At 60.7% G+C, this 21,662-nt stretch carries 18 protein-coding genes; 11 read left to right on the top strand and 7 right to left on the bottom strand.

The annotated features are described in order from the left end of the window. Nucleotides 1–2: 2 nt before the first annotated feature. Nucleotides 3–1,556 (top strand): galactarate dehydratase, encoded by a 1,554-nt coding sequence (gene garD, locus IC37_RS07790; RefSeq protein WP_030128033.1) that lies wholly within the window; start codon nucleotides 3–5, stop codon nucleotides 1,554–1,556. 197 nt (nucleotides 1,557–1,753) lie between these two features. Further along, a complete protein-coding gene (locus IC37_RS07780; protein ID WP_095920344.1) occupies nucleotides 1,754–2,695 on the top strand; it encodes an AEC family transporter in 942 nt (313 codons plus the stop codon). Nucleotides 2,696–2,775: 80 nt separating this feature from the next. Here the strand turns inward: IC37_RS07780 and IC37_RS07775 are convergent, their stop codons facing one another. From IC37_RS07775 to gatC, 6 genes are all read right to left on the bottom strand, one after another. Further along, on the bottom strand, nucleotides 2,776–3,156 hold the full coding sequence (locus IC37_RS07775) for a carboxymuconolactone decarboxylase family protein (protein WP_030128031.1): 381 nt from the start codon (nucleotides 3,154–3,156) through the stop codon (nucleotides 2,776–2,778). Further along, nucleotides 3,153–4,214, bottom strand: a complete 1,062-nt coding sequence (locus IC37_RS07770) for a calcium/sodium antiporter (RefSeq protein WP_030128030.1) — start codon at nucleotides 4,212–4,214, stop codon at nucleotides 3,153–3,155. Before IC37_RS07770 ends, IC37_RS07775 begins: the two co-directional genes overlap by 4 nt. A gap of 50 nt (nucleotides 4,215–4,264) precedes the next feature. Then, nucleotides 4,265–4,639: a septal ring lytic transglycosylase RlpA family protein gene (locus IC37_RS07765; protein WP_030128029.1), complete on the bottom strand. Its 375-nt coding sequence runs from the start codon at nucleotides 4,637–4,639 to the stop codon at nucleotides 4,265–4,267. Nucleotides 4,640–4,787: 148 nt separating this feature from the next. Then, on the bottom strand, nucleotides 4,788–6,233 hold the full coding sequence (gene gatB, locus IC37_RS07760; RefSeq protein ID WP_030128028.1) for an Asp-tRNA(Asn)/Glu-tRNA(Gln) amidotransferase subunit GatB: 1,446 nt from the start codon (nucleotides 6,231–6,233) through the stop codon (nucleotides 4,788–4,790). Nucleotides 6,234–6,243: 10 nt separating this feature from the next. After that, the gene (gatA, locus tag IC37_RS07755; protein ID WP_030128027.1) at nucleotides 6,244–7,695 is read right to left on the bottom strand and encodes an Asp-tRNA(Asn)/Glu-tRNA(Gln) amidotransferase subunit GatA; all 1,452 of its coding nucleotides are present in this window, start codon (nucleotides 7,693–7,695) and stop codon (nucleotides 6,244–6,246) included. 16 nt (nucleotides 7,696–7,711) lie between these two features. Beyond that, a complete protein-coding gene (gene gatC / locus IC37_RS07750) occupies nucleotides 7,712–7,999 on the bottom strand; it encodes an Asp-tRNA(Asn)/Glu-tRNA(Gln) amidotransferase subunit GatC (RefSeq protein ID WP_003221657.1) in 288 nt (95 codons plus the stop codon). Between the two features lie 210 nt (nucleotides 8,000–8,209). Here gatC and mreB point away from each other — a divergent pair, with 210 nt between their 5' ends. From mreB to tldD, 8 genes are all read left to right on the top strand, one after another. Beyond that, entirely contained in the window at nucleotides 8,210–9,247 is a 1,038-nt protein-coding gene (gene mreB / locus IC37_RS07745) for a rod shape-determining protein MreB (protein WP_002555108.1), read from the top strand. Nucleotides 9,248–9,392: 145 nt separating this feature from the next. Then, the gene (gene mreC / locus IC37_RS07740; RefSeq protein WP_081729244.1) at nucleotides 9,393–10,538 is read left to right on the top strand and encodes a rod shape-determining protein MreC; all 1,146 of its coding nucleotides are present in this window, start codon (nucleotides 9,393–9,395) and stop codon (nucleotides 10,536–10,538) included. Continuing rightward, nucleotides 10,538–11,029, top strand: a complete 492-nt coding sequence (mreD, locus tag IC37_RS07735; RefSeq protein ID WP_030128025.1) for a rod shape-determining protein MreD — start codon at nucleotides 10,538–10,540, stop codon at nucleotides 11,027–11,029. Before mreC ends, mreD begins: the two co-directional genes overlap by 1 nt. Nucleotides 11,030–11,119: 90 nt before the next feature. Beyond that, complete coding sequence (locus tag IC37_RS07730) at nucleotides 11,120–11,716, top strand: nucleoside triphosphate pyrophosphatase (protein WP_030128024.1); 597 nt, start codon at nucleotides 11,120–11,122, stop codon at nucleotides 11,714–11,716. A 57-nt stretch (nucleotides 11,717–11,773) separates the two neighbouring features. Then, nucleotides 11,774–13,231, top strand: coding sequence for a ribonuclease G (rng, locus tag IC37_RS07725; protein WP_030128023.1), 1,458 nt, complete (start codon nucleotides 11,774–11,776; stop codon nucleotides 13,229–13,231). A 75-nt stretch (nucleotides 13,232–13,306) separates the two neighbouring features. Continuing rightward, complete coding sequence (locus tag IC37_RS07720; protein WP_030128022.1) at nucleotides 13,307–17,110, top strand: YhdP family protein; 3,804 nt, start codon at nucleotides 13,307–13,309, stop codon at nucleotides 17,108–17,110. 106 nt (nucleotides 17,111–17,216) lie between these two features. Then, on the top strand, nucleotides 17,217–18,071 hold the full coding sequence (locus IC37_RS07715) for a carbon-nitrogen hydrolase family protein (protein ID WP_030128021.1): 855 nt from the start codon (nucleotides 17,217–17,219) through the stop codon (nucleotides 18,069–18,071). A 12-nt stretch (nucleotides 18,072–18,083) separates the two neighbouring features. Continuing rightward, nucleotides 18,084–19,526: a metalloprotease TldD gene (tldD, locus tag IC37_RS07710; RefSeq protein ID WP_030128020.1), complete on the top strand. Its 1,443-nt coding sequence runs from the start codon at nucleotides 18,084–18,086 to the stop codon at nucleotides 19,524–19,526. A gap of 60 nt (nucleotides 19,527–19,586) precedes the next feature. Here the strand turns inward: tldD and yjgA are convergent, their stop codons facing one another. Beyond that, entirely contained in the window at nucleotides 19,587–20,111 is a 525-nt protein-coding gene (gene yjgA, locus IC37_RS07705; protein WP_030128019.1) for a ribosome biogenesis factor YjgA, read from the bottom strand. Between the two features lie 108 nt (nucleotides 20,112–20,219). Between yjgA and pmbA the strand changes: the two genes are divergently transcribed. Next, entirely contained in the window at nucleotides 20,220–21,566 is a 1,347-nt protein-coding gene (pmbA, locus tag IC37_RS07700) for a metalloprotease PmbA (RefSeq protein WP_030128018.1), read from the top strand. Nucleotides 21,567–21,662 lie beyond the last annotated feature (96 nt).

Below are 21,662 nucleotides of genomic sequence, written 5' to 3'. Positions count from 1 at the left end.
TCATGCAGTTGATTGAACATTCCGACTCGCCGCGCTACATCCGTCTGCACGAGCGGGACAATGTGGTGATCGTGGTCAACGATCAGGGCGTGCCGGCCGGCACTGAATTCCCCGATGGCCTGGTCACCGTGGATTTCGTGCCGCAGAGCCACAAGGTCACTCTTGAGGACATCCCTGAGGGCGGCCAGGTGATTCGTTACGGACAGACCATTGGGTATGCGTTGCAGCCGATTCCTCGCGGCAGCTGGGTCAAGGAAGATCAATTGCGCATGCCGACTGCGCCACCGCTGGACAGCCTGCCGCTGTCCACCGAAGTGCCGGCCGCGCAGGCACCGCTGGAAGGCTTCACTTTCGAGGGTTACCGCAACGCCGACGGCACCGTCGGCACGCGCAACATTCTCGGCATCACCACCACTGTGCAATGCGTCACCGGGGTGTTGGACCATGCGGTCAAGCGCATCAAGGATGAACTGCTGCCCAAATACCCGAACGTCGATGACGTGGTGGCGCTGACCCACAGTTACGGCTGTGGCGTGGCGATCACCGCCACCGATGCGTACATCCCGATCCGCACCGTGCGCAATCTGGCGCGCAACCCGAACCTGGGGGGCGAGGCGCTGGTGATCAGCCTGGGCTGCGAGAAATTGCAGGCCGGGCAGGTGATGCACGAGAACGACAGTTCGGTGGATTTAAGCGAGCCGTGGTTATACCGCTTGCAGGATTCCAGTCACGGTTTTACCGAGATGATCGAGCAGATCATGGCGCTGGCCGAGACTCGTTTGAAGAAGCTCGATCTGCGTCGTCGGGAAACCGTGCCGGCGTCCGAGCTGATCCTCGGCATGCAGTGCGGCGGCAGTGATGCGTTCTCTGGCATCACTGCCAACCCGGCGCTTGGCTATGCCTCGGACCTGTTGTTGCGGGCGGGGGCGACGGTGATGTTTTCCGAAGTCACCGAGGTGCGCGATGCGATCTACCTGCTGACCTCTCGCGCCGAAACTGAGGAAGTTGCTCAGGAACTGGTTCGGGAAATGGACTGGTACGACCGTTACCTGGCCAAGGGCGAAGCGGATCGCAGTGCCAACACCACGCCGGGGAACAAGAAGGGCGGATTGTCGAACATTGTCGAGAAGTCTCTGGGCTCGATCGTCAAATCCGGCAGCAGCGCGATCAACGGGGTGCTTGGCCCTGGTGAACGGTTCAAGCGCAAAGGGCTGATTTTCTGTGCGACCCCGGCCAGTGATTTTGTCTGCGGGACGCTGCAGTTGGCGGCGGGGATGAACCTGCATGTGTTCACTACCGGGCGGGGTACGCCTTATGGGTTGGCGATGGCGCCGGTGGTGAAGGTGTCGACCCGCACAGAACTGGCGCAACGCTGGCCGGACCTGATCGACATCGATGCCGGGCGGATTGCTACCGGGCGGGCGTCGATTGAAGACCTTGGCTGGGAGTTGTTCCACTACTACCTGGACGTGGCCAGCGGCAAGAAACAGACGTGGGCGGAGCAGCATAAGCTGCATAACGACATTACCTTGTTCAACCCTGCGCCGATTACCTGAGACTGTGGCGAGGGAGCTTGCTCCCGCTGGACTGCGTAGCAGTCCCATCTTTTGGGGCCGCTTCGCGACCCAGCGGGAGCAAGCTCCCTCGCCACAGGTTACTCGTTGCCTGCCCGCGATGGCGGTCTACCTGACGCCGGTGTCCTTGGTGGCTTATCATTAGCCCCCTAACGACGCCCACCCAAGGTTCCCCCGGCATGCTGGCTATTTTCCTCGAAACCCTGAACATCACCGCACCGGTGTTTGCCATGCTGTTTCTGGGGGCGCTGCTCAAGCGCATCGACTGGATCAACGACAATTTCATTCATACCGCGTCGGCCCTGGTGTTCAACGTCACCATGCCGGCGTTGCTGTTTCTGGGCATCTTGCATGCCGACCTGCATGCCGCGCTGCAACCGGCGCTGCTGATCTACTTCTCGGTCGCGACCCTGGCGTGCTTTGCGATTGCCTGGGTCTGGGCGATCTGGAAATGCCCGCGGGAAGACCGGGGCATCTACACCCAAGGCGCGTTTCGCGGTAACAACGGCGTTATCGGCCTGGCACTGGCGGCGAGCATGTACGGCGACTACGGGATTTCCCTCGGGGCAATCCTCGCGGCGCTGGTGATCCTGTTCTACAACACGCTTTCGACCATCGTGCTGGCGGTCTACAGCCCGGTGATCAAGTCTGACCCGTGGAGTATCTGCAAAAGCGTGATGGTCAACCCGTTGATCATCAGCGTGTTTGCGGCGGCGCCATTTGCCTATTTCGAAATCGGTTTGCCGGGGTGGCTGGAAAAGTCCGGCCAGTACCTGGCACAAACCACCTTGCCGTTGGCGTTGATCTGCATCGGTGGCACGTTGTCGCTGGCGGCGATGCGCAAAAGCGGCACGATGGCGCTGAGTTCCAGCCTGGTGAAGATGATCGGTCTGCCGGTGCTGGCGACGCTTGGTGCCTGGCTCTGGGGTTTTCGCGGGGCGGAGTTGGGGATTCTGTTTCTGTACTTCGGCAGCCCGACTGCCGCGGCCAGTTTCGTCATGGCTCGGCAAGCTAATGGTAATCATGAACTGGCGGCAGCGATCATTGTGATTACCACGCTGATGGCGGCGGTCACCACCAACGTCGGGATCTTTTTGTTGCAGTGGGGGGGGGGGATTTAGCTTCAGGATTTGTGGTGTTTTTTAGATCCATTCGATTTGCTCGCGAAGACGGCTGAACAGCCACCAGAAATGTCAGCGACTCACTCCGGCTTCTGGTAGGTATCAATCACTTCCTGCGCCGCCCGAAACGCATCGATCGCCGCCGGCACGCCGGCATACACCGCGCAATGCAGCAGCGCCTCGCGAATTTCTTCCACGGTGCAGCCGTTGTTCAGTGCACCGCGCACATGGCCTTTCAATTCTTGCGGGCACTTCAACGCGGTTAGCGCGGCGAGGGTGATCAAGCTGCGGGTTTTCAGCGGCAAACCTTCACGGTTCCACACTCCGCCCCAAGCGTGTTCATTGACGAAGTCCTGCAACGGCTGGGTGAACTCGGTGGCGTTACCCAAGGCGCGGTCGACGAACGCGTCGCCCATCACTTGGCGGCGGACTTCAACGCCGGGCTTTTTATCAGTGCTCATGGCAATTCCCTCTTGTGGTGTTGGCGACGCCAGGCGCGCAGCGACGTGAACAGCAAAAACGCCCCCAGCGCTGGCAGGACGAAAAACAGCATTAGATGTTCAAGCTTGCCGGCCAGCGGCATTCCCGTGGTAAACGACACCACGTGCAGCCCATAGGCCAGGTACAAACCCAAAAACAGCAGGCCTTCGGCGCGAGTCACCCGGTAGCCGGAATAGAACACCGGCAGGCACAGCACCGCGACACCGAGCATCACCGGCAAATCGAAATCCAGTGCGTTGGGTGAAACCGACAGCGGCGACGGCGCGATCAATGCGGTAAGCCCGAGGACGCCCAAGAGGTTGAGCAGGTTGCTGCCGATCACGTTGCCCACCGCGATGTCCCGCTGACCGCGCAACGCAGCGATCAACGAAGTGGCCAGCTCCGGCAGTGACGTGCTGACGGCGACGATGGTCAGGCCGATGATCCGCTCCGACAACCCCAGGTCGGTCGCGACCGCCACCGCGGCGCCGAGCAGCAAATGTCCGGCGAACACCAGCATCGCCAGCCCGGCGACAATCAGCAGCAAGCTGCTGAACCACGGTGCCTGTGGCGCTTCGTGAGCCCCCGATGGCGGACGGGCCGAGTGTCGCGACTGGCGCAGCAGCAAACCCAGGTACAGCACCAGCGCGCCCAGCAGAATAATCCCGTCTGTGCGGTTCAGTTCTTCGTTCCACGCCAGTACGAACACCAACAGGCTGGCGCCGATCATCAGCGGAATATCCAGGCGCACCAATTGCCGCGAAACCCGCAGCGGAATAATCAGCGCCGAGAGCCCGAGGGTGACGAGGATGTTGAAGATGCTGCTGCCGATCACGCTGCCGACGGCGATGTCGGCGTTTTGCGCCAGGGTGGCTTGCAAGCTGACCGCCATCTGCGGCGCGCTGCTGCCGAGGGCCACGATGGTCAGGCCGATGATCAGCGGCCGCACATGCAGTCGTGCGGCCAGGCGCACGGCGGCGCGCACCATCAGTTCGGCGCCTACGATCAGTAAAAACAGACCGCTGAACAATTCAATCACGCTGATCAGGGGTAAATCGGCAAGTCCGAAAATAGTCAGCGCTCCGTCTATCAGTCGTCGAGGGCTTGCACGCGAACCTTCGCGGTACCGCTGCGCAGCATGCCCAACTGTTCGGCCGCTTCACGTGATATATCGATCAGACGCCCACGAGAGTATGGCCCGCGGTCGTTGATGCGCACTACACAGGACTTGTCGTTGTTCAGGTTGGTGACCTTCACCCGCGTACCGAACGGCAACTGGCGATGGGCGGCGGTCAGGCCGTGCTGGTTAAAACGCTCGCCGCTGGCGGTGCGTTTGCCATGGTGTTTGGCGCCGTAATACGAAGCCATGCCGGTCTTGTCGTAGCCGTGTGGATCGACGGTATCGGTACTGGCGCAACCGGCCAGCAAAGAGAGCAGGGCGCAGGCACTGAACAGACGCTTCATAAAAGGTATCCCGGAAACAAATGTGGGAGCGGGCTTGCTCGCGAATGCATTCTGACAGTCAACCTTGTGTTGAGTGCCGAACCGCTTTCGCGAGCAAGCCCGCTCCCACAGGCAATGGAGCCAGGTTTGAATGCTGGCTCCATTCTCATCAGCCTTCGAGCTTGCTTTTAAGCAGTTCGTTGACCTGTTGCGGGTTGGCCTTGCCTTTGGAGGCTTTCATGGCCTGGCCGACGAAGAAGCCGAACATTTTGCCGCGTTTGGCTTCATCTGCCGCGCGGTATTGTTCGACCTGCTCGGCATTGGCCGCGAGCATTTCGTCCAGCACCGCCGAGATCGCACCGGTGTCGGTCACTTGCTTGAGGCCGCGCTTGTCGATGATCTCGTCTGCGCTGCCTTCGCCGTTGGCCATGGCTTCAAAGACCACCTTGGCGATCTTGCCGGAGATGGTGTTGTCCTTGATGCGCAGCAGCATGCCGCCCAATTGCTCGGCCGAAACCGGCGACTGGTCGATGTCCAGGCCTTGCTTGTTCAACAGGCTGCCCAGTTCAACCATCACCCAGTTCGCCGCCAGTTTGGCGTCGCCGCTGATGCTCACGACTTTCTCGAAGTAATCGGCTTGCTCGCGGCTGGTGGCCAGGACGCTGGCGTCGTAGACCGACAGACCGAACTGTTCCTGGAAGCGCTCGCGTTTCTGCGGTGGCAGTTCCGGCAGGGTGGCGCGCACATCGTCGAGGAACGAGTCCTCGATGACCACCGGTAGCAGGTCCGGATCGGGGAAGTAACGGTAGTCGTTGGCTTCCTCTTTGCTGCGCATCGGACGGGTTTCGTCCTTGTTCGGATCGTACAGACGGGTCTGTTGGATCACCTTGCCGCCGTCTTCGATCAACTCGATCTGACGCTGCACTTCGCTATTGATCGCTTTCTCGATGAAGCGGAACGAGTTGACGTTCTTGATCTCGCAGCGTGTACCGAATTCAACCTGGCCTTTCGGACGGATCGACACGTTGCAGTCGCAACGCAGCGAGCCTTCTGCCATGTTGCCGTCGCAGATGCCGAGGTAACGCACCAGCGCGTGGACAGCCTTGACGTAAGCCACGGCTTCCTTGGCGCTGCGCATGTCCGGCTCGGAAACGATCTCCAGCAACGGTGTGCCAGCGCGGTTCAGGTCAATGCCGGTGGCGCCGCTGAATTCTTCGTGCAGGCTTTTACCGGCGTCTTCTTCCAGGTGCGCGCGGGTGATGCCTACGCGTTTGACCGTGCCGTCTTCCAGGGCGATATCCAGGTGACCCTTGCCGACGATCGGCAATTCCATCTGGCTGATCTGGTAGCCCTTGGGCAGGTCCGGGTAGAAATAGTTTTTACGGGCGAACACGTTGTGCTGACCGATCTCGGCATCGATGGCCAGACCGAACATCACCGCCATGCGCACCGCTTCCTGGTTCAGCACCGGCAATACGCCGGGCATGCCCAGGTCAACCAGGCTGGCCTGGGTGTTCGGCTCGGAACCGAAGGTGGTGGAACTACCGGAAAAGATTTTCGACCGGGTGGTGAGCTGGGTATGAATCTCCAGCCCGATCACGACTTCCCATTGCATGTGTTTCTCCTCAGAAGCCGGTTGGGGTGCGGGTGTGCCAGTCAGTGTTCAACTGATACTGATGGGCAACGTTCAACAGGCGACCTTCCTGGAAATACGGGGCGAGCAACTGCACGCCGACCGGCAGGCCATCGACAAAACCTGCAGGCATGGACAAGCCCGGCAGACCGGCGAGGTTGGCGGTGATGGTGTAGACGTCTTCCAGGTACGCAGCGACCGGGTCGCTGTTCTTGGCGCCGAGCTTCCAGGCCGGGTTCGGCGTGGTTGGGCCGAGGATGATGTCGACCTCATTGAAGGCAGCCATGAAGTCGTTCTTGATCAGACGACGAATCTTCTGCGCCTTCAAATAGTAGGCGTCGTAGTAACCGGCCGACAGCGCGTAGGCACCGACCATGATCCGGCGCTGCACTTCCGGGCCGAAACCTTCGCCACGGGAACGCTTGTACAGGTCTTCCAGGTTTTTCGGGTCTTCGCAGCGATAGCCGAAACGCACGCCGTCGAAACGCGACAGGTTGGAAGATGCTTCCGCCGGGGCGATCACGTAGTACGCAGGGATTGCGTGCTGCATGTTCGGCAGGCTGATTTCCTTGACCACGGCGCCGAGCTTTTTCAGCTCTTCAACGCTGGCCATGACCAGGTCGGCGATACGCGGGTCGAGACCTGCGCTGAAATACTCTTTAGGTACGCCGATGCGCAGGCCCTGCAGTGAACCGTTGAGGCTGGCACTGTAATCCGGCACCGGCTCATCAATGCTGGTGGAGTCGTTTGGATCGAAACCGGCCATGCCTTGCAGCAGGATCGCGCAGTCTTCGGCGGTGCGGGCCAATGGACCGCCCTGATCGAGGCTGGACGCGTAAGCGATCATGCCCCAGCGCGAAACGCGACCGTACGTCGGTTTCAGGCCGGTGAGGTTGGTCAGCGCAGCGGGCTGACGAATCGAACCGCCGGTGTCGGTGCCCGTCGCCGCTGGCAACAGACGAGCGGCCACCGCAGCAGCCGAACCGCCAGACGAGCCGCCCGGAACGCAGTCCAGGTTCCACGGGTTTTTCACCGCGCCGTAATAGCTCGACTCGTTGGCCGACCCCATGGCGAATTCGTCCATGTTGGTCTTGCCCAGGGTCACGGCCCCGGCAGCGGCCAGTTTGGCGACCACGGTGGCGTCGTACGGTGCTTTGAAGTTGTCGAGCATCTTCGAGCCGCAGCTGGTGCGGATGCCTTGGGTGCAGAACAGGTCTTTGTGGGCGATCGGCGCGCCGAGCAGGGCGCCGCTCTCACCGTTGGCCCGACGAGCGTCAGCGGCTTTCGCCTGCGTGAGCGCCAGGTCTTCGGTGAGGCTGATGAAACTGTTGAGCTGCGGATCGAGCTGGGCGATGCGCGCCAGCAGGACTTTGGTCAGCTCTTCGGAAGAAAACTTTTTATCGGCGAGTCCGCGGGCGATCTCGGCCAGAGTCAATTGATGCATTGCAGGCTCTTTCCCTTTAGTCGATGACTTTCGGAACCAGATACAGGCCGTTTTCGACCGCTGGTGCGATGGACTGATAGGCCTCGCGATGATTGGTTTCGGTCACGACGTCTGCACGCAGGCGCTGGCTCGCTTCCAATGGGTGGGCCAGCGGCTCGATACCGTCGGTATCGACCGCTTGCATTTCGTCGACCAGCCCGAGAATGCTGTTCAGGGCCGAAGTGATGTGTGGAAGATCGGCATCATTGAGGCCAAGGCAGGCCAGATGAGCGATTTTTTCCACGTCGGAGCGTTCAAGCGCCATGGGATTCTCCAGTGGAAAACAAAACGGACCGCGTCCGTGTGTTAGATTGTCGGAACACTACCGCATATCTACGGTCTCAAGGCCGCGATTGTGGTGCTTGGTGCACAGAAAAGCGGCCAATTTAACATATTGGCGCCTTGCCCAAAATCCCTGTCGTTGTTAGAGTTTGCCGCACTTTTTTACCCACGCGTTGCCTAGGGTCCCTTTCCCATGTTCAAGAAACTGCGTGGCATGTTTTCCAGCGATCTTTCCATTGACCTGGGCACTGCCAACACCCTTATTTACGTGCGCGAGCGCGGTATTGTCCTGAATGAGCCCTCCGTTGTGGCTATTCGGACACACGGTAATCAGAAAAGTGTCGTTGCTGTCGGCACCGAGGCCAAGCGCATGCTCGGCCGTACGCCGGGCAACATTGCTGCCATTCGTCCGATGAAGGACGGTGTGATCGCCGACTTCAGCGTCTGCGAAAAAATGCTGCAGTACTTTATCAACAAGGTTCACGAAAACAGCTTTCTGCAGCCTAGCCCTCGTGTGCTGATCTGCGTTCCATGCAAATCCACCCAGGTTGAGCGTCGTGCCATCCGTGAATCGGCCCTTGGTGCCGGTGCCCGTGAAGTATTCCTGATCGAAGAGCCGATGGCTGCTGCAATCGGTGCGGGTTTGCCGGTTGAAGAAGCACGCGGTTCGATGGTGGTCGATATCGGTGGCGGTACCACTGAAATCGCGCTGATCTCCCTCAACGGTGTGGTCTATGCCGAATCCGTACGGGTTGGCGGCGACCGCTTCGACGAAGCGATCATCACCTACGTGCGTCGCAACTATGGCAGCCTGATCGGCGAGTCCACCGCCGAGCGCATCAAACAGGAAATCGGTACGGCCTACCCGGGCGGCGAAGTTCGTGAAGTCGACGTTCGTGGCCGTAACCTGGCCGAAGGCGTTCCACGCGCATTCACCCTGAACTCCAACGAAGTGCTGGAAGCTCTGCAAGAGTCCCTGGCTACCATCGTTCAGGCTGTGAAAAGTGCGCTGGAGCAATCGCCTCCGGAGCTGGCATCGGATATCGCCGAACGTGGTCTGGTACTGACCGGTGGTGGTGCCTTGCTGCGCGACCTCGACAAGTTGCTGGCCCAGGAAACCGGTCTGCCGGTGATCGTCGCCGAAGACCCGCTGACCTGCGTTGCTCGCGGCGGTGGCCGTGCATTGGAAATGATGGATAAACACACCATGGACCTGCTTTCCAGCGAATAAGTCGCCGGATCGCCTCTATGCTGTTGAGCGCGCGCAGGCAGCACTTTGCAGTGCTGCCTGTTGGCGTTTATCTTCTGTCAGTCTGCATCCAGGCCGGTTTGATGCCGTATGAATAAAGAGAACATTTGCCTGGGAGGAGCGGCTTATTAAACCGCTTTTCACCAAAGGCCCCTCACTGGGCGTGCGCTTGTTGGTGCTGGTCGTGCTATCGGTCGCGCTGATGGTGGTCGATGCTCGCTTCACACTGCTCAAGCCAGTGCGTAGCCAAATGTCGCTGGTGCTGATGCAGTCTTACTGGATCACCGACTTGCCGCAGCGGTTATGGCAGGGTGTGGCCAGCCAATTTGGCAGCCGGACCGAACTGGTCGCCGAAAACGAAAAACTCAAAACCGAAAACCTGCTGTTGCAGGGGCGCATGCAAAAGCTTGCTGCCCTGACCGAGCAGAACGTTCGGCTGCGCGAGTTGCTCAACTCTTCCGCGCTGGTCAACGAGAAGGTCGAAGTGGCCGAGTTGATCGGCATGGACCCCAACCCCTTTACCCATCGCATCATCATCAATAAAGGTGAGCGCGACGGTGTGGTCCTCGGTCAGCCGGTGCTCGATGCCCGCGGCCTGATGGGGCAGGTGGTCGAGTTGATGCCGTACACGTCCCGCGTCCTGTTGCTGACTGACACCACCCACAGCATTCCAGTGCAGGTGAACCGTAACGGTCTGCGGGCGATTGCCAGCGGCACCGGTAACCCGGAACGCCTTGAGCTGCGTCATGTGGCCGATACCGCCGACATTAAAGAAGGCGATCTGCTGGTCAGTTCCGGCCTCGGTCAGCGTTTCCCGGCGGGTTACCCGGTGGCGACGGTCAAGGAAGTGATCCACGATTCCGGCCAGCCGTTCGCCATCGTCCGTGCCGTGCCGACCGCCGCATTGAACCGCAGCCGTTATCTGTTGTTGGTATTCAGTGACGGACGCACCGCCGAGGAACGCGCCAACGACGCCGCCCAGGCTCAGGAAGCACTGGACCAGCACGGCGGTGGGCCGATCATTCCTGCGACTGTGCCGAAACCGGCCGTGTCGGTGATACCGGCTACCGTCGCTGCTCCGGCTGCTCCGGCTGCTCCGGCGACGACACCTGCTGCCGCGACCCCGGCAAAACCTGCCGCTGCCCATGCTGCCAGCAAGCCACCCGCGTCGGCACCAGCCGCCGCCAAACCACCGACGATCCAGCCCGCCGCCGTGAAGCCTGCTGCCAAACCGCCTGTCTCCGCGCCGGCCACCACTGGGGGAAGAGAATAATGGGCGGTACTACTTCATCCCAAAACGGCTGGATGGTCTGGCTGACCTTCGCCATCGGCATGCTGCTCAGCGTTTCGCCGCTGCCGCAATTCATGGAAATCCTGCGTCCTCTGTGGCTGGCCTTGCTGTTGGCGTTCTGGGCGTTGGCCCTGCCGCAGAAAGTCGGCATGGTGACCGCCTGGTGTCTGGGGTTGGCCGAAGACGTGCTGTATGGCACGTTGCTGGGCCAGAACGCGTTGATCCTCACGCTCATTACCTTCCTGGTGCTGTCGTTGCAACAGCGCCTGCGCATGTTCCCGATGTGGCAACAGAGCCTGGTGATCCTGGTGATCTTCGGCCTCGCCCAACTGGTTCAGTTGTGGCTGAGCGCCCTGACCGGCAATCGTCAGCCAACCCTGGCACTGGTGTTGCCGGCACTGGTCAGCGCGTTGCTCTGGCCATGGATCAGCTACGGTTTGCGCGGTTTGCGTCGACGCTACAAAATCAATTAATTCGGTCAGGCATGTGCCCGCACCTGGTGCTCTGTCTCGCCGAAAAGGAACAGTATTTGTGAGACAGGGCGCTAGCAGGGAGATGTCTTGATGAAACAGCTGTACCTCGCCTCAGGTTCGCCGCGTCGGCGTGAACTGCTCACGCAGATCGGCGTGTCGTTCTCCGTCATCAGCGCGGACATCGATGAAACCCCTTTACCTGAAGAATCCCCATCGGCCTATGTCGAGCGTCTGGCGCGCGGCAAGGCCGAAGCCGGGCACGGCACGGTCGTGTCCGACGCGGATTTCTGCGTGCTGGGTGCCGACACCGCCGTGGTGCTGGACGGGAAAATTCTCGGTAAGCCGGTGGACGAAGCCGACGCATGCGCCATGCTGATGCTGTTGTCCGGGAGTGAGCATGAAGTGCTGACAGCGATTGCGCTGCGCGATGGCGAGCGCTGCGAGTCTTTGGTGGTGCGCAGTCTGGTGCGTTTTCGCACCATCGACCGCGACGAAGCGGCGGTCTACTGGGCCAGCGGCGAACCCCGGGACAAGGCTGGCGGCTACGGAATCCAAGGACTGGGTGCGGTGTTCGTCGCCGGGCTCAATGGCAGCTACTCGGCGGTAGTCGGATTGCCGCTGTGCGAAACCTTCGAGCTACTCGGCCATTTCGGCATACCCTGTTGGCAAACCCTTAACGCGCGCTGAGCGTCGTACTGACAAGATGCGGCCATTATCGTGAACATGCCTGAACGAGACCCTGCCATGAGTGAAGAGATCCTGATCAACATCACGCCGATGGAATCGCGCGTGGCGGTGGTCGAAAACGGTGTCCTGCAAGAGGTCCACGTCGAGCGCACGCAAAAGCGCGGGATCGTCGGCAACATCTATAAAGGCAAGGTCGTGCGGGTATTGCCGGGCATGCAGGCCGCCTTCGTCGACATCGGCCTGGACCGTGCAGCGTTCATTCATGCCTCGGAAATTTCCCTGCGCGAAGGCCCGGCGGTGGAGAGCATCAGTGCCCTGGTTCATGAAGGTCAGAGCCTGGTGGTGCAAGTCACCAAGGATCCGATTGGCTCCAAAGGCGCACGCTTGACGACGCAACTGTCGATTCCGTCGCGCTATCTGGTGTACATGCCGCGCACCGCCCACGTCGGCATTTCCCTGAAGATCGAAGACGAAGCCGAGCGCGACCGCCTCAAGCAAGTGGTCACCGACTGCGTGGCCACAGAAGGCATCAAGGAAGCCGGCGGTTTCATTCTGCGCACCGCTGCCGAAGGGGCCGGGGCCGATGAAATCCTCATGGACATCCGCTACCTGCGCAGGCTCTGGGACCAGATCAACGAACAGATCAAGACCATCAGCGCGCCGAGTGTGATCTACGAAGACCTCGGCCTGGCGCTGCGTACCTTGCGTGACCTGGTGAGCCCGAAGATCGAGAAGATCCGCATCGACTCGCGGGAAACCTTCCAGAAAACCACGCAGTTCGTCGCCGAACTGATGCCGGAAATCGCCGACCGCCTGGAGCATTACCCGGGCGAACGGCCGATCTTCGACTTATATGGCGTCGAAGACGAAATCCAGAAAGCCCTGGAACGCAAGGTGCCGCTCAAGTCCGGCGGCTATCTGGTGGTCGATCCGGCAGAAGCCATGAGCACCATCGACGTCAATACCGGGGCCTTTGTCGGTCATCGCAACCTCGAAGAAACCATCTTCAAGACCAACCTCGAAGCCGCCACCGCCATTGCCCGTCAGCTGCGCCTGCGTAACCTGGGCGGGATCATCATCATCGACTTCATCGACATGGAAGATGAAGAGCATCAGCGCCAGGTGTTGCGTACCCTCGAGAAGCAACTGGAGCGCGATCACGCCAAGACCAACATCATCGGCATCACCGAGTTGGGCCTGGTGCAGATGACCCGCAAGCGCACCCGCGAAAGTCTTGAGCAAGTGCTGTGCGAACCGTGCAACAGTTGCCAGGGTCGCGGCAAACTCAAGACTCCGGAAACCGTGTGCTACGAGATCTTCCGTGAAATCCTGCGTGAGGCCCGGGCCTATCAGGCTGAAGGTTATCGGGTGCTGGCGAACCAGAAAGTGGTCGACCGTTTGCTCGACGAAGAGTCGGGCAACGTCGCAGAGCTCGAAGGCTTTATCGGGCGCACCATTCGTTTCCAGGTGGAAACCATGTATTCCCAGGAACAATACGACGTGGTGTTGCTCTGAATCGTTGGGTTTCAACTCCACTAGAGCGGCTGGCCTCAGCTCTTTGCAGTATTTTTGCCATGGGAGCCAACTGACATGGAGCGTCTGACACGCATTTTGGCCGCACTGACCCGCTGGGGCCTGGGCCTGTGCGCGTTGGTTTTAGTGTTGACGGCGCTGTTCGTCAGCCTCGGCCGGGAGTTGACGCCGCTGGTGGCCGAGTACCGTGCCGACGTCGAAGACAAAGCCAGCGATGCCTTGGGCATGCCCCTGCAAATCGGCAAGCTGGAAGGCAACTGGAGCGGCCTCGCCCCGGTTCTGCTGGCCCATGACGTGATGGTCGGCGAGGGTTCCAATGCCTTGCGCCTGGATCAGGTGCGCGCGGTGCCGGATCTCTGGGCCAGCCTGCTGGCGCGCGAAGTGCGCATCGCACACCTGGAACTCAACGGCCTGAAGATCAGCCTCAAGGAAGGTGAGGACGGTCATTGGGCGCTGGAAGGTTTACCGGTGCAGCAAGACCAGCCGCTGAATCCGGAGCAACTGCTCAATCGTATGCAGATGATCCAGCAGCTGTCGGTGCTCGACAGCCAGGTCACCTTGCAGCCATTGGGGGAGTCGCCGCTGACCCTGACGTACGTCGGCCTTAATCTGAAAACCGGTCCATCCCGCCAGAGGCTCGATGCCCGTTTGACCCTTCCCGACGGCCAGCCGGTTGCGATGAGCCTGCGCACCCGTTTGCGCGCAGCCCAATGGAAGGACGGTGAAGCGGACGCTTACCTGAGCCTGCCGCAGAGTGATTGGTCGAAATGGTTGCCCGAGCGCCTGACCCAGCAATGGAATTTTTCCGAGATCAAGGCCGGTGGCGAGTTCTGGATTAACTGGAGCAAGGGCACCGTGCAACGCGCCGCGATTCGTTTGAACGCGCCGCAACTCAAGGGCGCCTATGCCGAGCGCAAGCCGATCCAGATCAATAATCTGGCGCTGAACGGGTATTTCCAGCGCAGTTCCACAGGCGTTCTGGTGACCCTGGATTCTCTGGCGATGAGCCTGGGCGACAGCCGCTGGGAATCGAAACTGCAATTTCAACAAACGGCCGCGACAGACAAGGTGCCAGAGCTCTTGCACCTGCAAGCCGACCGTCTCGATCTCACACCGCTCACTCCGCTGCTGAACGCACTGGGCCCACTGCCCGAAGGTGTCGCCACGGCGGTCGAGCGGCTCAAGGTCACCGGGGTTTTACGCAACGTGCTGATCGACTTCCGCCCAGCCGCTACCGATGACAACAAATTCAGCTTTGCCGCCAATCTGGAAAAGGTCGGCTTCGACGCTTATCGCGGTGCACCGGCGGTGCGAAATGTCAGTGGCAGCATCAGCGGCGATCTCGGGCAGGGCGAGCTGCGCATGGACAGCAAGGATTTTTCCCTGCATTTGGACCCGATTTTCGCCAAGCCATGGCAGTACATTCAGGCCAACGCCCGGTTGACCTGGAAACTCGACAAAGAAGCTTTCACCCTGATCGCGCCGTACCTGAAGGTGCTGGGCGAGGAGGGCAAGATTGCCGGCGACTTCCTGATTCGCCTGCATTTCGATCACACCCAGGAAGACTACATGGACCTGCGGGTCGGCCTGGTCGACGGCGACGGTCGCTACACCGCCAAGTACCTGCCGACGGTTCTCAGCCCGGGGCTGGACGAGTGGCTGCGCACCGCGATTCTCAAAGGCGCGGTGGATGAAGGCTTCTTCCAGTATCAGGGTTCGCTGAACCACGGTGCCGCCGATACGGCTCGCAGCATCAGCCTGTTTTTCAAGGTTCACGATGCCGAGCTGGCGTTTCAGCCGGGCTGGCCGCATGTCAGCAAGGTCAGCGGCGATGTGTTCATCGAAGACAGCGGTGTGCGGATCCTCGCGAGCAAGGGCCAATTGCTCGACACTCAGGTCAGCGACGTCTACGTCAATATTCCCCGTGTACCGGCCGGGCAGAGCACTCATCTGTTCCTCGACGGCGCATTCGCTGGCGGGTTGGGCGATGGCCTGAAGATTCTGCAGGAGGCGCCCATCGGCACCGCCGACACGTTCGCTGGTTGGGAAGGCGAGGGCGATCTGCAAGGCAAGCTCAAACTCGATATCCCGCTGGTCAAAGGCGAGCGGCCGAAAATCCTTGTCGACTTCAAGACCGACAAAGCCCGTTTGAAGCTCCGCGAGCCCACCCTGGAGCTGACGCAACTCAAGGGCGATTTCCGTTTCGACAGCACCAAGGGATTGAGCGGGCAAAAGATCACGGCGCGAGCGTTCGACAAGCCAGTGACCGCACAGATATTCGCTGAAGGCAGTCCTGGCAAGCTCAACACTCGGGTTGCCGCATCGGGTGAGGTCGAGGTCAAGAAACTCACCGATTGGCTGAATGTCACTCAGCCGTTGCCCGTAACGGGGATGATCCCTTATCAGTTGCAGCTGAACCTTGATGGTGCCGACAGTCAATTGATGGTCAGCTCCAACCTCAAAGGCGTGGCGGTGGATTTGCCGGCGCCGTTCGGCATGGCGGCCGATGTCGGGCGCGATACCGTGTTCCGCATGACCCTGCAAGGGCCGGAACGGCGTTACTGGGCCACCTATGGTGAACTGGCGAGCTTCACGTTTGCGGCACCGACCGGTAATTTCGCCGACGGTCGCGGCGAGTTGTTTCTCGGTGGCGGCAGTGCCGTGTTGCCTGGCGCCAAAGGTTTGCGCGTGCGCGGTGTACTGTCCGAGCTGGATGTCGCCCCCTGGCAGAATCTGGTGAGCAAGTATGCCGGCCAGGATCCGGGCGGCAGTGCCAAACAGCTGCTCAGTAGTGTGGATTTGAAGGTTGGAAAACTCAGTGGTTTCGGCACCACCCTCGATCAGGCGTCGGTGCAGTTGACGCGTAAACCGGCCGCGTGGGCCTTGCAACTCGACAGTCAGCAGGCCAAGGGCAGCGTCGGAATTCCCGATGCGAAAGCCGCACCGATTGCGGTCAATCTGCAATACGTACGTTTGCCGGCGCCAGCCCCGACAGTGCTGACTGACGAAAATTCGCCGGATCCGCTGGCCACCGTGGATCCGACGAAGATCCCGGCGCTGGATGTCACCATCAATCAGCTGTTCCAGGGGCAGGATCTGGTGGGCGCGTGGCATCTGAAAGTCCGGCCGACCGCCAAGGGCATTGCCTTCAATACCCTGGATCTGGGTCTCAAGGGCATCCTCTTGCAGGGCAGCGGTAGCTGGGAAGGCACGCCGGGTAAATCCAGCAGTTGGTACAAGGGCCGGGTCAGTGGCAAGAACCTCGCCGACGTGCTCAAGGGCTGGGGTTTTGCGCCGAGCGTCACCAGCGAAGAGTTTCACATGGATGTCGACGGTCGCTGGCCTGGGTCACCGGCGTGGCTGGCGACCAAACGTTTTTCCGGCAGCCTTGATGCGTCACTGAAAAAAGGTCAGTTCGTTGAAGTTGAGGGCAGCGCTCAGGCGCTGCGGGTATTTGGTCTGCTCAACTTCAACTCCATCGGCCGCCGCCTGCGCCTGGATTTTTCCGACCTGTTCGGCAAAGGCTTGAGCTATGACCGGGTCAAAGGCCTGCTGGTCGCGAGTAACGGGGTCTACGTGACCCGTAAGCCGATCTTGCTGACAGGCCCCTCGAGCAATCTGGAGCTCAACGGCACACTGGACCTGGTAGCAGATCAAGTCGATGCGAAGTTGCTGGTGACCTTGCCGGTGACCAACAATCTGCCGATTGCCGCGCTGATCGTCGGTGCACCGGCCGTCGGCGGGGCGCTGTTCCTGATCGATAAGCTGATCGGTGACCGCGTGGCGCGCTTTGCCAGCGTCAAATACACCGTCAAAGGCCCGTGGAAAGAACCGAAAATCACCTTCGACAAGCCTTTTTGAATTCTTTTGAAAAAGCACTCTTCGGGCCTATGGAGTAGCATGACCGTACGTTCGAATGCGCCGACGCTCCTACAGGTATGCGTAGATTTCACATAGGGAATAGGCCATGTCTGTAGCGGTGATTCAAATGGTCAGCCAGAGCGACGTGCTGGCCAATCTGGCCCATGCCCGTCGTCTGCTTGAGCAGGCGGCGACCGGTGGCGCGCGGCTTGCCGTGCTGCCGGAAAATTTCGCCGCCATGGGCCGTCGCGACATTGCCGAGATCGGCCGCGCCGAAGCCTTGGGTGAAGGCCCGATCCTGCCATGGTTGAAACAGACCGCCCGCGACCTCAAGTTATGGATAGTGGCCGGTACATTGCCGTTGCCGCCGGTGGATCAACCGACGGCCAAAGTGCATGCGTGCTCATTGTTGGTGGATGACCAAGGCGAAACCGTTGCACGGTATGACAAGCTGCACCTGTTCGACGTAGACGTGGCGGACAATCGCGGGCGTTATCGCGAATCCGATGACTATGCTTATGGCAGTGGTGTGGTCATTGCCGACACTCCGGTCGGTCGAGTCGGTCTGACGGTGTGTTATGACCTGCGTTTTCCGGAGCTGTACAGCGAATTGCGTGCGGCCGGCGCGGAGTTGATTACCGCACCGTCGGCCTTTACCGCGGTGACCGGCGCGGCCCATTGGGATGTGCTGATTCGTGCGCGGGCCATTGAGACTCAGTGTTACATGCTCGCGGCCGCCCAGGGTGGGACGCATCCGGGGCCACGAGAAACCTTTGGTCATGCCGCCATCGTCGACCCATGGGGGCGTGTGCTGGCACAACAGGATCAAGGCGAGGCCGTGCTGCTGGCCGAACGCGACAGCAGCGAACAGGCGTCCATCAGGGCGCGGATGCCGGTGTCCACTCACCGGCGCTTTTTCTCGCAGGGCGCCCAGCGACCTGCATCAGAACGACGAATTTAAGGCGTAAAGCATATGAGCGAGTTGTTGTCCTCCGTCAGTGAACACCTCCTGGCGCCCGGCGGCGTAACGATCGAAAGCCTGCAAGGTGTACTCGGCGATCTGGCCGGCCCGGGCATCGATGCCGCCGACCTGTATTTCCAGGGGCAGATTTCCGAATCCTGGGCACTGGAAGACGGGATCGTCAAGGAAGGCAGCTTCAACCTCGACCAAGGTGTCGGCGTGCGTGCGCAATCGGGCGAAAAAACCGGTTTCGCCTACAGCAATGCAATCACCCTCGAAGCCTTGGGCGCGGCGGCCCGTGCGGCCCGTTCGATTTCCCGGGCCGGGCAGAACGGCACCGTGCAGGCGTTCACCACCCAGGATGTCGCCCAGTTGTACGGGCCGGATAATCCGCTGGAAGTGCTGACCCGTGCCGAGAAAGTCGAGCTGCTCAAGCGTATCGACGTGGCGACCCGCGCCCTCGACCCGCGTATCCAGCAAGTCACCGTGAGCATGGCCGGGGTCTGGGAACGGATTTTGATTGCTTCCACCGACGGCGGGCTGGCGGCGGATGTGCGACCGCTGGTGCGTTTCAACGTCAGCGTGATCGTCGAGCAGAACGGTCGTCGTGAACGCGGTGGTCATGGCGGTGGCGGTCGTACCGATTACCGCTATTTCCTCAGTGATGACCGCGCCATGGGTTATGCCCGCGAAGCGTTGCGTCAGGCGCTGGTGAATCTGGAAGCGATCCCGGCTCCGGCCGGTACGTTGCCGGTGGTATTGGGTTCGGGTTGGTCCGGCGTGTTGCTGCACGAAGCCGTCGGCCATGGTCTGGAAGGCGATTTCAACCGCAAGGGCAGTTCGGCCTACAGCGGGCGCATGGGCGAGATGGTTGCGTCGAAGCTCTGCACCATCGTCGATGACGGCACCCTCGCCGGGCGCCGTGGTTCGCTGAGCGTCGACGACGAAGGCACGCCGACCGAGTGCACCACACTGATCGAAAACGGCGTCCTCAAAGGTTATATGCAGGACAAGCTCAATGCGCGCCTGATGGGCGTGGCCCGCACCGGTAACGGTCGTCGCGAATCCTACGCGCACTTGCCGATGCCGCGCATGACCAACACCTACATGCTGGCTGGCGAAAGCGACCCGGCGGAAATCATCGCCTCGGTGAAAAAAGGCATCTACTGCGCCAACCTCGGCGGCGGTCAGGTGGACATCACCAGTGGCAAGTTCGTGTTCTCCACCAGCGAGGCATACCTGATCGAAGACGGCAAGATTACTGCCCCGGTCAAAGGCGCGACGTTGATCGGCAACGGGCCGGAAGCCATGAGCAAGGTGTCGATGGTCGGTAATGATCTGGCGCTGGACAGCGGTGTGGGAACGTGTGGCAAGGATGGGCAGTCGGTGCCGGTGGGTGTCGGCCAGCCAACGCTGAAAATCGATGCAATCACTGTGGGCGGCACAGGATCGTAAGGGGCTCTTGAAAAAGTGAAGCTTCGGGTGAGTTGCGAGGCAACTCACCCGAGAAGGGACTTAACGCAAACCGCGTTGAGTCTCGTCCAGCTCACGGATGTACTTGAAGATTTTACGGCTCGAAGCCGGTGGCTTGTTGGTCGCCAGTTCGTGCTGGGCCTGACGGATCAGGGAGCGCAATTGCTGACGATCAGCTTCCGGGTAGTCGAGCACGAACTTCTCCAGGACTGCATCGTCGCCCGCGATCAAGCGATCGCGCCAGCGTTCCAGGCCATGGAAACGTTCGTTGTACTGCCGAGTGGAGGCATCGAGTTGATCGAGCAGAATCAGAATGGCGTCAGTGTCCTGATCGCGCATCAGTTTGCCGATGAACATAAGGTGCCGTTTACGCGCGATATTCGCGGTGTGCTTGGGCGCATCGGCCAGGGCCCGGCGCATAGCGTCGGTCAACGGCAGTTTTGCCAGCAAGTCAGGCTTGAGCGTTGTAAGGCGCTCGCCGAGGTCAACCAGAGCATGAAGCTCTCGTTTAACCTGGGATTTGCTTTTTTCTCCCGTATCGAGGGAGTCGTCGTAAGAATCAACCATGGTGGCCGTCCGCAAAGAAACGCCGCCATGATAACCAGTCGGGGGCCGCTTGTCCGGCCCGGTCGCTCGAAGGCCCTAGCCGAAAGCAGAATTTGAGTGGAGAACAGCATGAGTGCAGTTGAAAGCGTCGGCCCACAAGCGTTGCCGGCACTGCAAGAACAAGTCGAGCAGATCATCGCTGAAGCCAAGCGCCAGGGTGCCAGTGCCTGTGAAGTGGCGGTGTCGCTGGAGCAGGGCCTGTCGACCACGGTGCGTCAACGGGAAGTCGAAACCGTTGAGTTCAATCGCGATCAGGGCTTTGGCATCACCTTGTATGTGGGGCAGCGCAAAGGCTCGGCCAGCACCTCGGCCAGCGGTTCGGACGCGATTCGCGAAACCGTCGCCGCTGCGCTGGCCATTGCCAAGCACACCTCCGAAGACGAAGCCTCGGGCCTGGCGGATGCCGCGTTGATGGCCAAGGATCTGCAGGATTTCGACCTGTTCCATCAATGGGACATTACCCCGGAGCAAGCCATCGAGCAGGCCCTGGCCTGTGAAGCGGCGGCGTTTGCCACCGACAGCCGGATCAAGAATGCCGACGGCACCACCCTCAGCACTCACCAAGGCTGCCGGGTTTACGGTAACAGCCACGGTTTTATCGGCGGTTACGCGTCGACTCGCCACAGCCTCAGCTGCGTGATGATTGCCGAAGCCGACGGCCAGATGCAGCGCGATTACTGGTACGACGTAAACCGTCAGGGCAATTTGCTGGCCTCTGCGGAGAGTATCGGCCAACGTGCCGCTCAACGGGCGGCGAGCCGTCTGGGCGCGCGTCCGGTGCCGACCTGCGAAGTGCCGGTGCTGTTTTCCGCGGAACTGGCCGGTGGCTTGTTCGGCAGTTTCCTCTCGGCGATCTCTGGCGGCAGTCTGTACCGCAAATCGTCGTTCCTCGAGGGCACCCTGGGGCAGAAGCTGTTCCCGGAATGGCTGACCCTTGATGAGCGTCCGCACTTGATGCGCGCCCTGGGCAGTTCGGCTTTCGACGGCGATGGCCTGGCGACCTACGCCAAGCCGTTCGTGGAGAAGGGCGAGTTGGTGTCCTACGTGCTCGGCACCTACTCCGGTCGCAAACTAGGCATGCCGAGCACCGCCAACGCCGGCGGCGTACACAACCTGTTCGTCACCCATGGCGATGAAGATCAGGCAGCCTTGCTGCGCCGCATGGGCCGTGGCCTGCTGGTCACCGAACTGATGGGGCAGGGCCTGAACATGGTCACCGGCGATTACTCCCGTGGTGCGGCGGGTTTCTGGGTCGAGAACGGTGAAATCCAGTTCGCGGTGCAGGAAGTGACCATCGCCGGCAACATGCGCGACATGTTCAAGCAGATCATCGCGGTCGGTAATGACCTGGAACTGCGCAGCAACATTCGCACCGGTTCGGTGTTGATTGAGCGGATGACGGTGGCGGGTAGCTAACCTCCGACCGCTGCACAAAAAGGCGCGCCATCTATCGGATGGCGCGCTTTTTTTTAGAGTTGGAAAAAGATCCCCTGTGGGAGCGGGCTTGCTCGC

This window comes from Pseudomonas sp. QTF5 (genome assembly GCF_000512695.2).
Classification (GTDB): Bacteria; Pseudomonadota; Gammaproteobacteria; order Pseudomonadales; family Pseudomonadaceae; genus Aquipseudomonas.
Note: the sequence above shows the minus strand (reverse complement) of the source record. Positions and strands in the feature narration are given on the sequence as shown.

What these genes read in the sequence shown, in the direction of transcription:
- yjgA (WP_030128019.1), bottom strand. Translation starts at nt 20,111, where the DNA reads ATGGTTGATTCTTACGACGACTCCCTCGATACGGGAGAAAAAAGCAAA.
- IC37_RS07780 (WP_095920344.1), top strand. Translation starts at nt 1,754, where the DNA reads ATGCTGGCTATTTTCCTCGAAACCCTGAACATCACCGCACCGGTGTTT.
- gatB (WP_030128028.1), bottom strand. Translation starts at nt 6,233, where the DNA reads ATGCAATGGGAAGTCGTGATCGGGCTGGAGATTCATACCCAGCTCACC.
- garD (WP_030128033.1), top strand. Translation starts at nt 3, where the DNA reads ATGCAGTTGATTGAACATTCCGACTCGCCGCGCTACATCCGTCTGCAC.
- tldD (WP_030128020.1), top strand. Translation starts at nt 18,084, where the DNA reads ATGAGCGAGTTGTTGTCCTCCGTCAGTGAACACCTCCTGGCGCCCGGC.
- IC37_RS07775 (WP_030128031.1), bottom strand. Translation starts at nt 3,156, where the DNA reads ATGAGCACTGATAAAAAGCCCGGCGTTGAAGTCCGCCGCCAAGTGATG.
- IC37_RS07720 (WP_030128022.1), top strand. Translation starts at nt 13,307, where the DNA reads ATGGAGCGTCTGACACGCATTTTGGCCGCACTGACCCGCTGGGGCCTG.
- pmbA (WP_030128018.1), top strand. Translation starts at nt 20,220, where the DNA reads ATGAGTGCAGTTGAAAGCGTCGGCCCACAAGCGTTGCCGGCACTGCAA.
- IC37_RS07765 (WP_030128029.1), bottom strand. Translation starts at nt 4,639, where the DNA reads ATGAAGCGTCTGTTCAGTGCCTGCGCCCTGCTCTCTTTGCTGGCCGGT.
- mreD (WP_030128025.1), top strand. Translation starts at nt 10,538, where the DNA reads ATGGGCGGTACTACTTCATCCCAAAACGGCTGGATGGTCTGGCTGACC.
- mreB (WP_002555108.1), top strand. Translation starts at nt 8,210, where the DNA reads ATGTTCAAGAAACTGCGTGGCATGTTTTCCAGCGATCTTTCCATTGAC.
- gatA (WP_030128027.1), bottom strand. Translation starts at nt 7,695, where the DNA reads ATGCATCAATTGACTCTGGCCGAGATCGCCCGCGGACTCGCCGATAAA.
- IC37_RS07715 (WP_030128021.1), top strand. Translation starts at nt 17,217, where the DNA reads ATGTCTGTAGCGGTGATTCAAATGGTCAGCCAGAGCGACGTGCTGGCC.
- gatC (WP_003221657.1), bottom strand. Translation starts at nt 7,999, where the DNA reads ATGGCGCTTGAACGCTCCGACGTGGAAAAAATCGCTCATCTGGCCTGC.
- rng (WP_030128023.1), top strand. Translation starts at nt 11,774, where the DNA reads ATGAGTGAAGAGATCCTGATCAACATCACGCCGATGGAATCGCGCGTG.
- IC37_RS07730 (WP_030128024.1), top strand. Translation starts at nt 11,120, where the DNA reads ATGAAACAGCTGTACCTCGCCTCAGGTTCGCCGCGTCGGCGTGAACTG.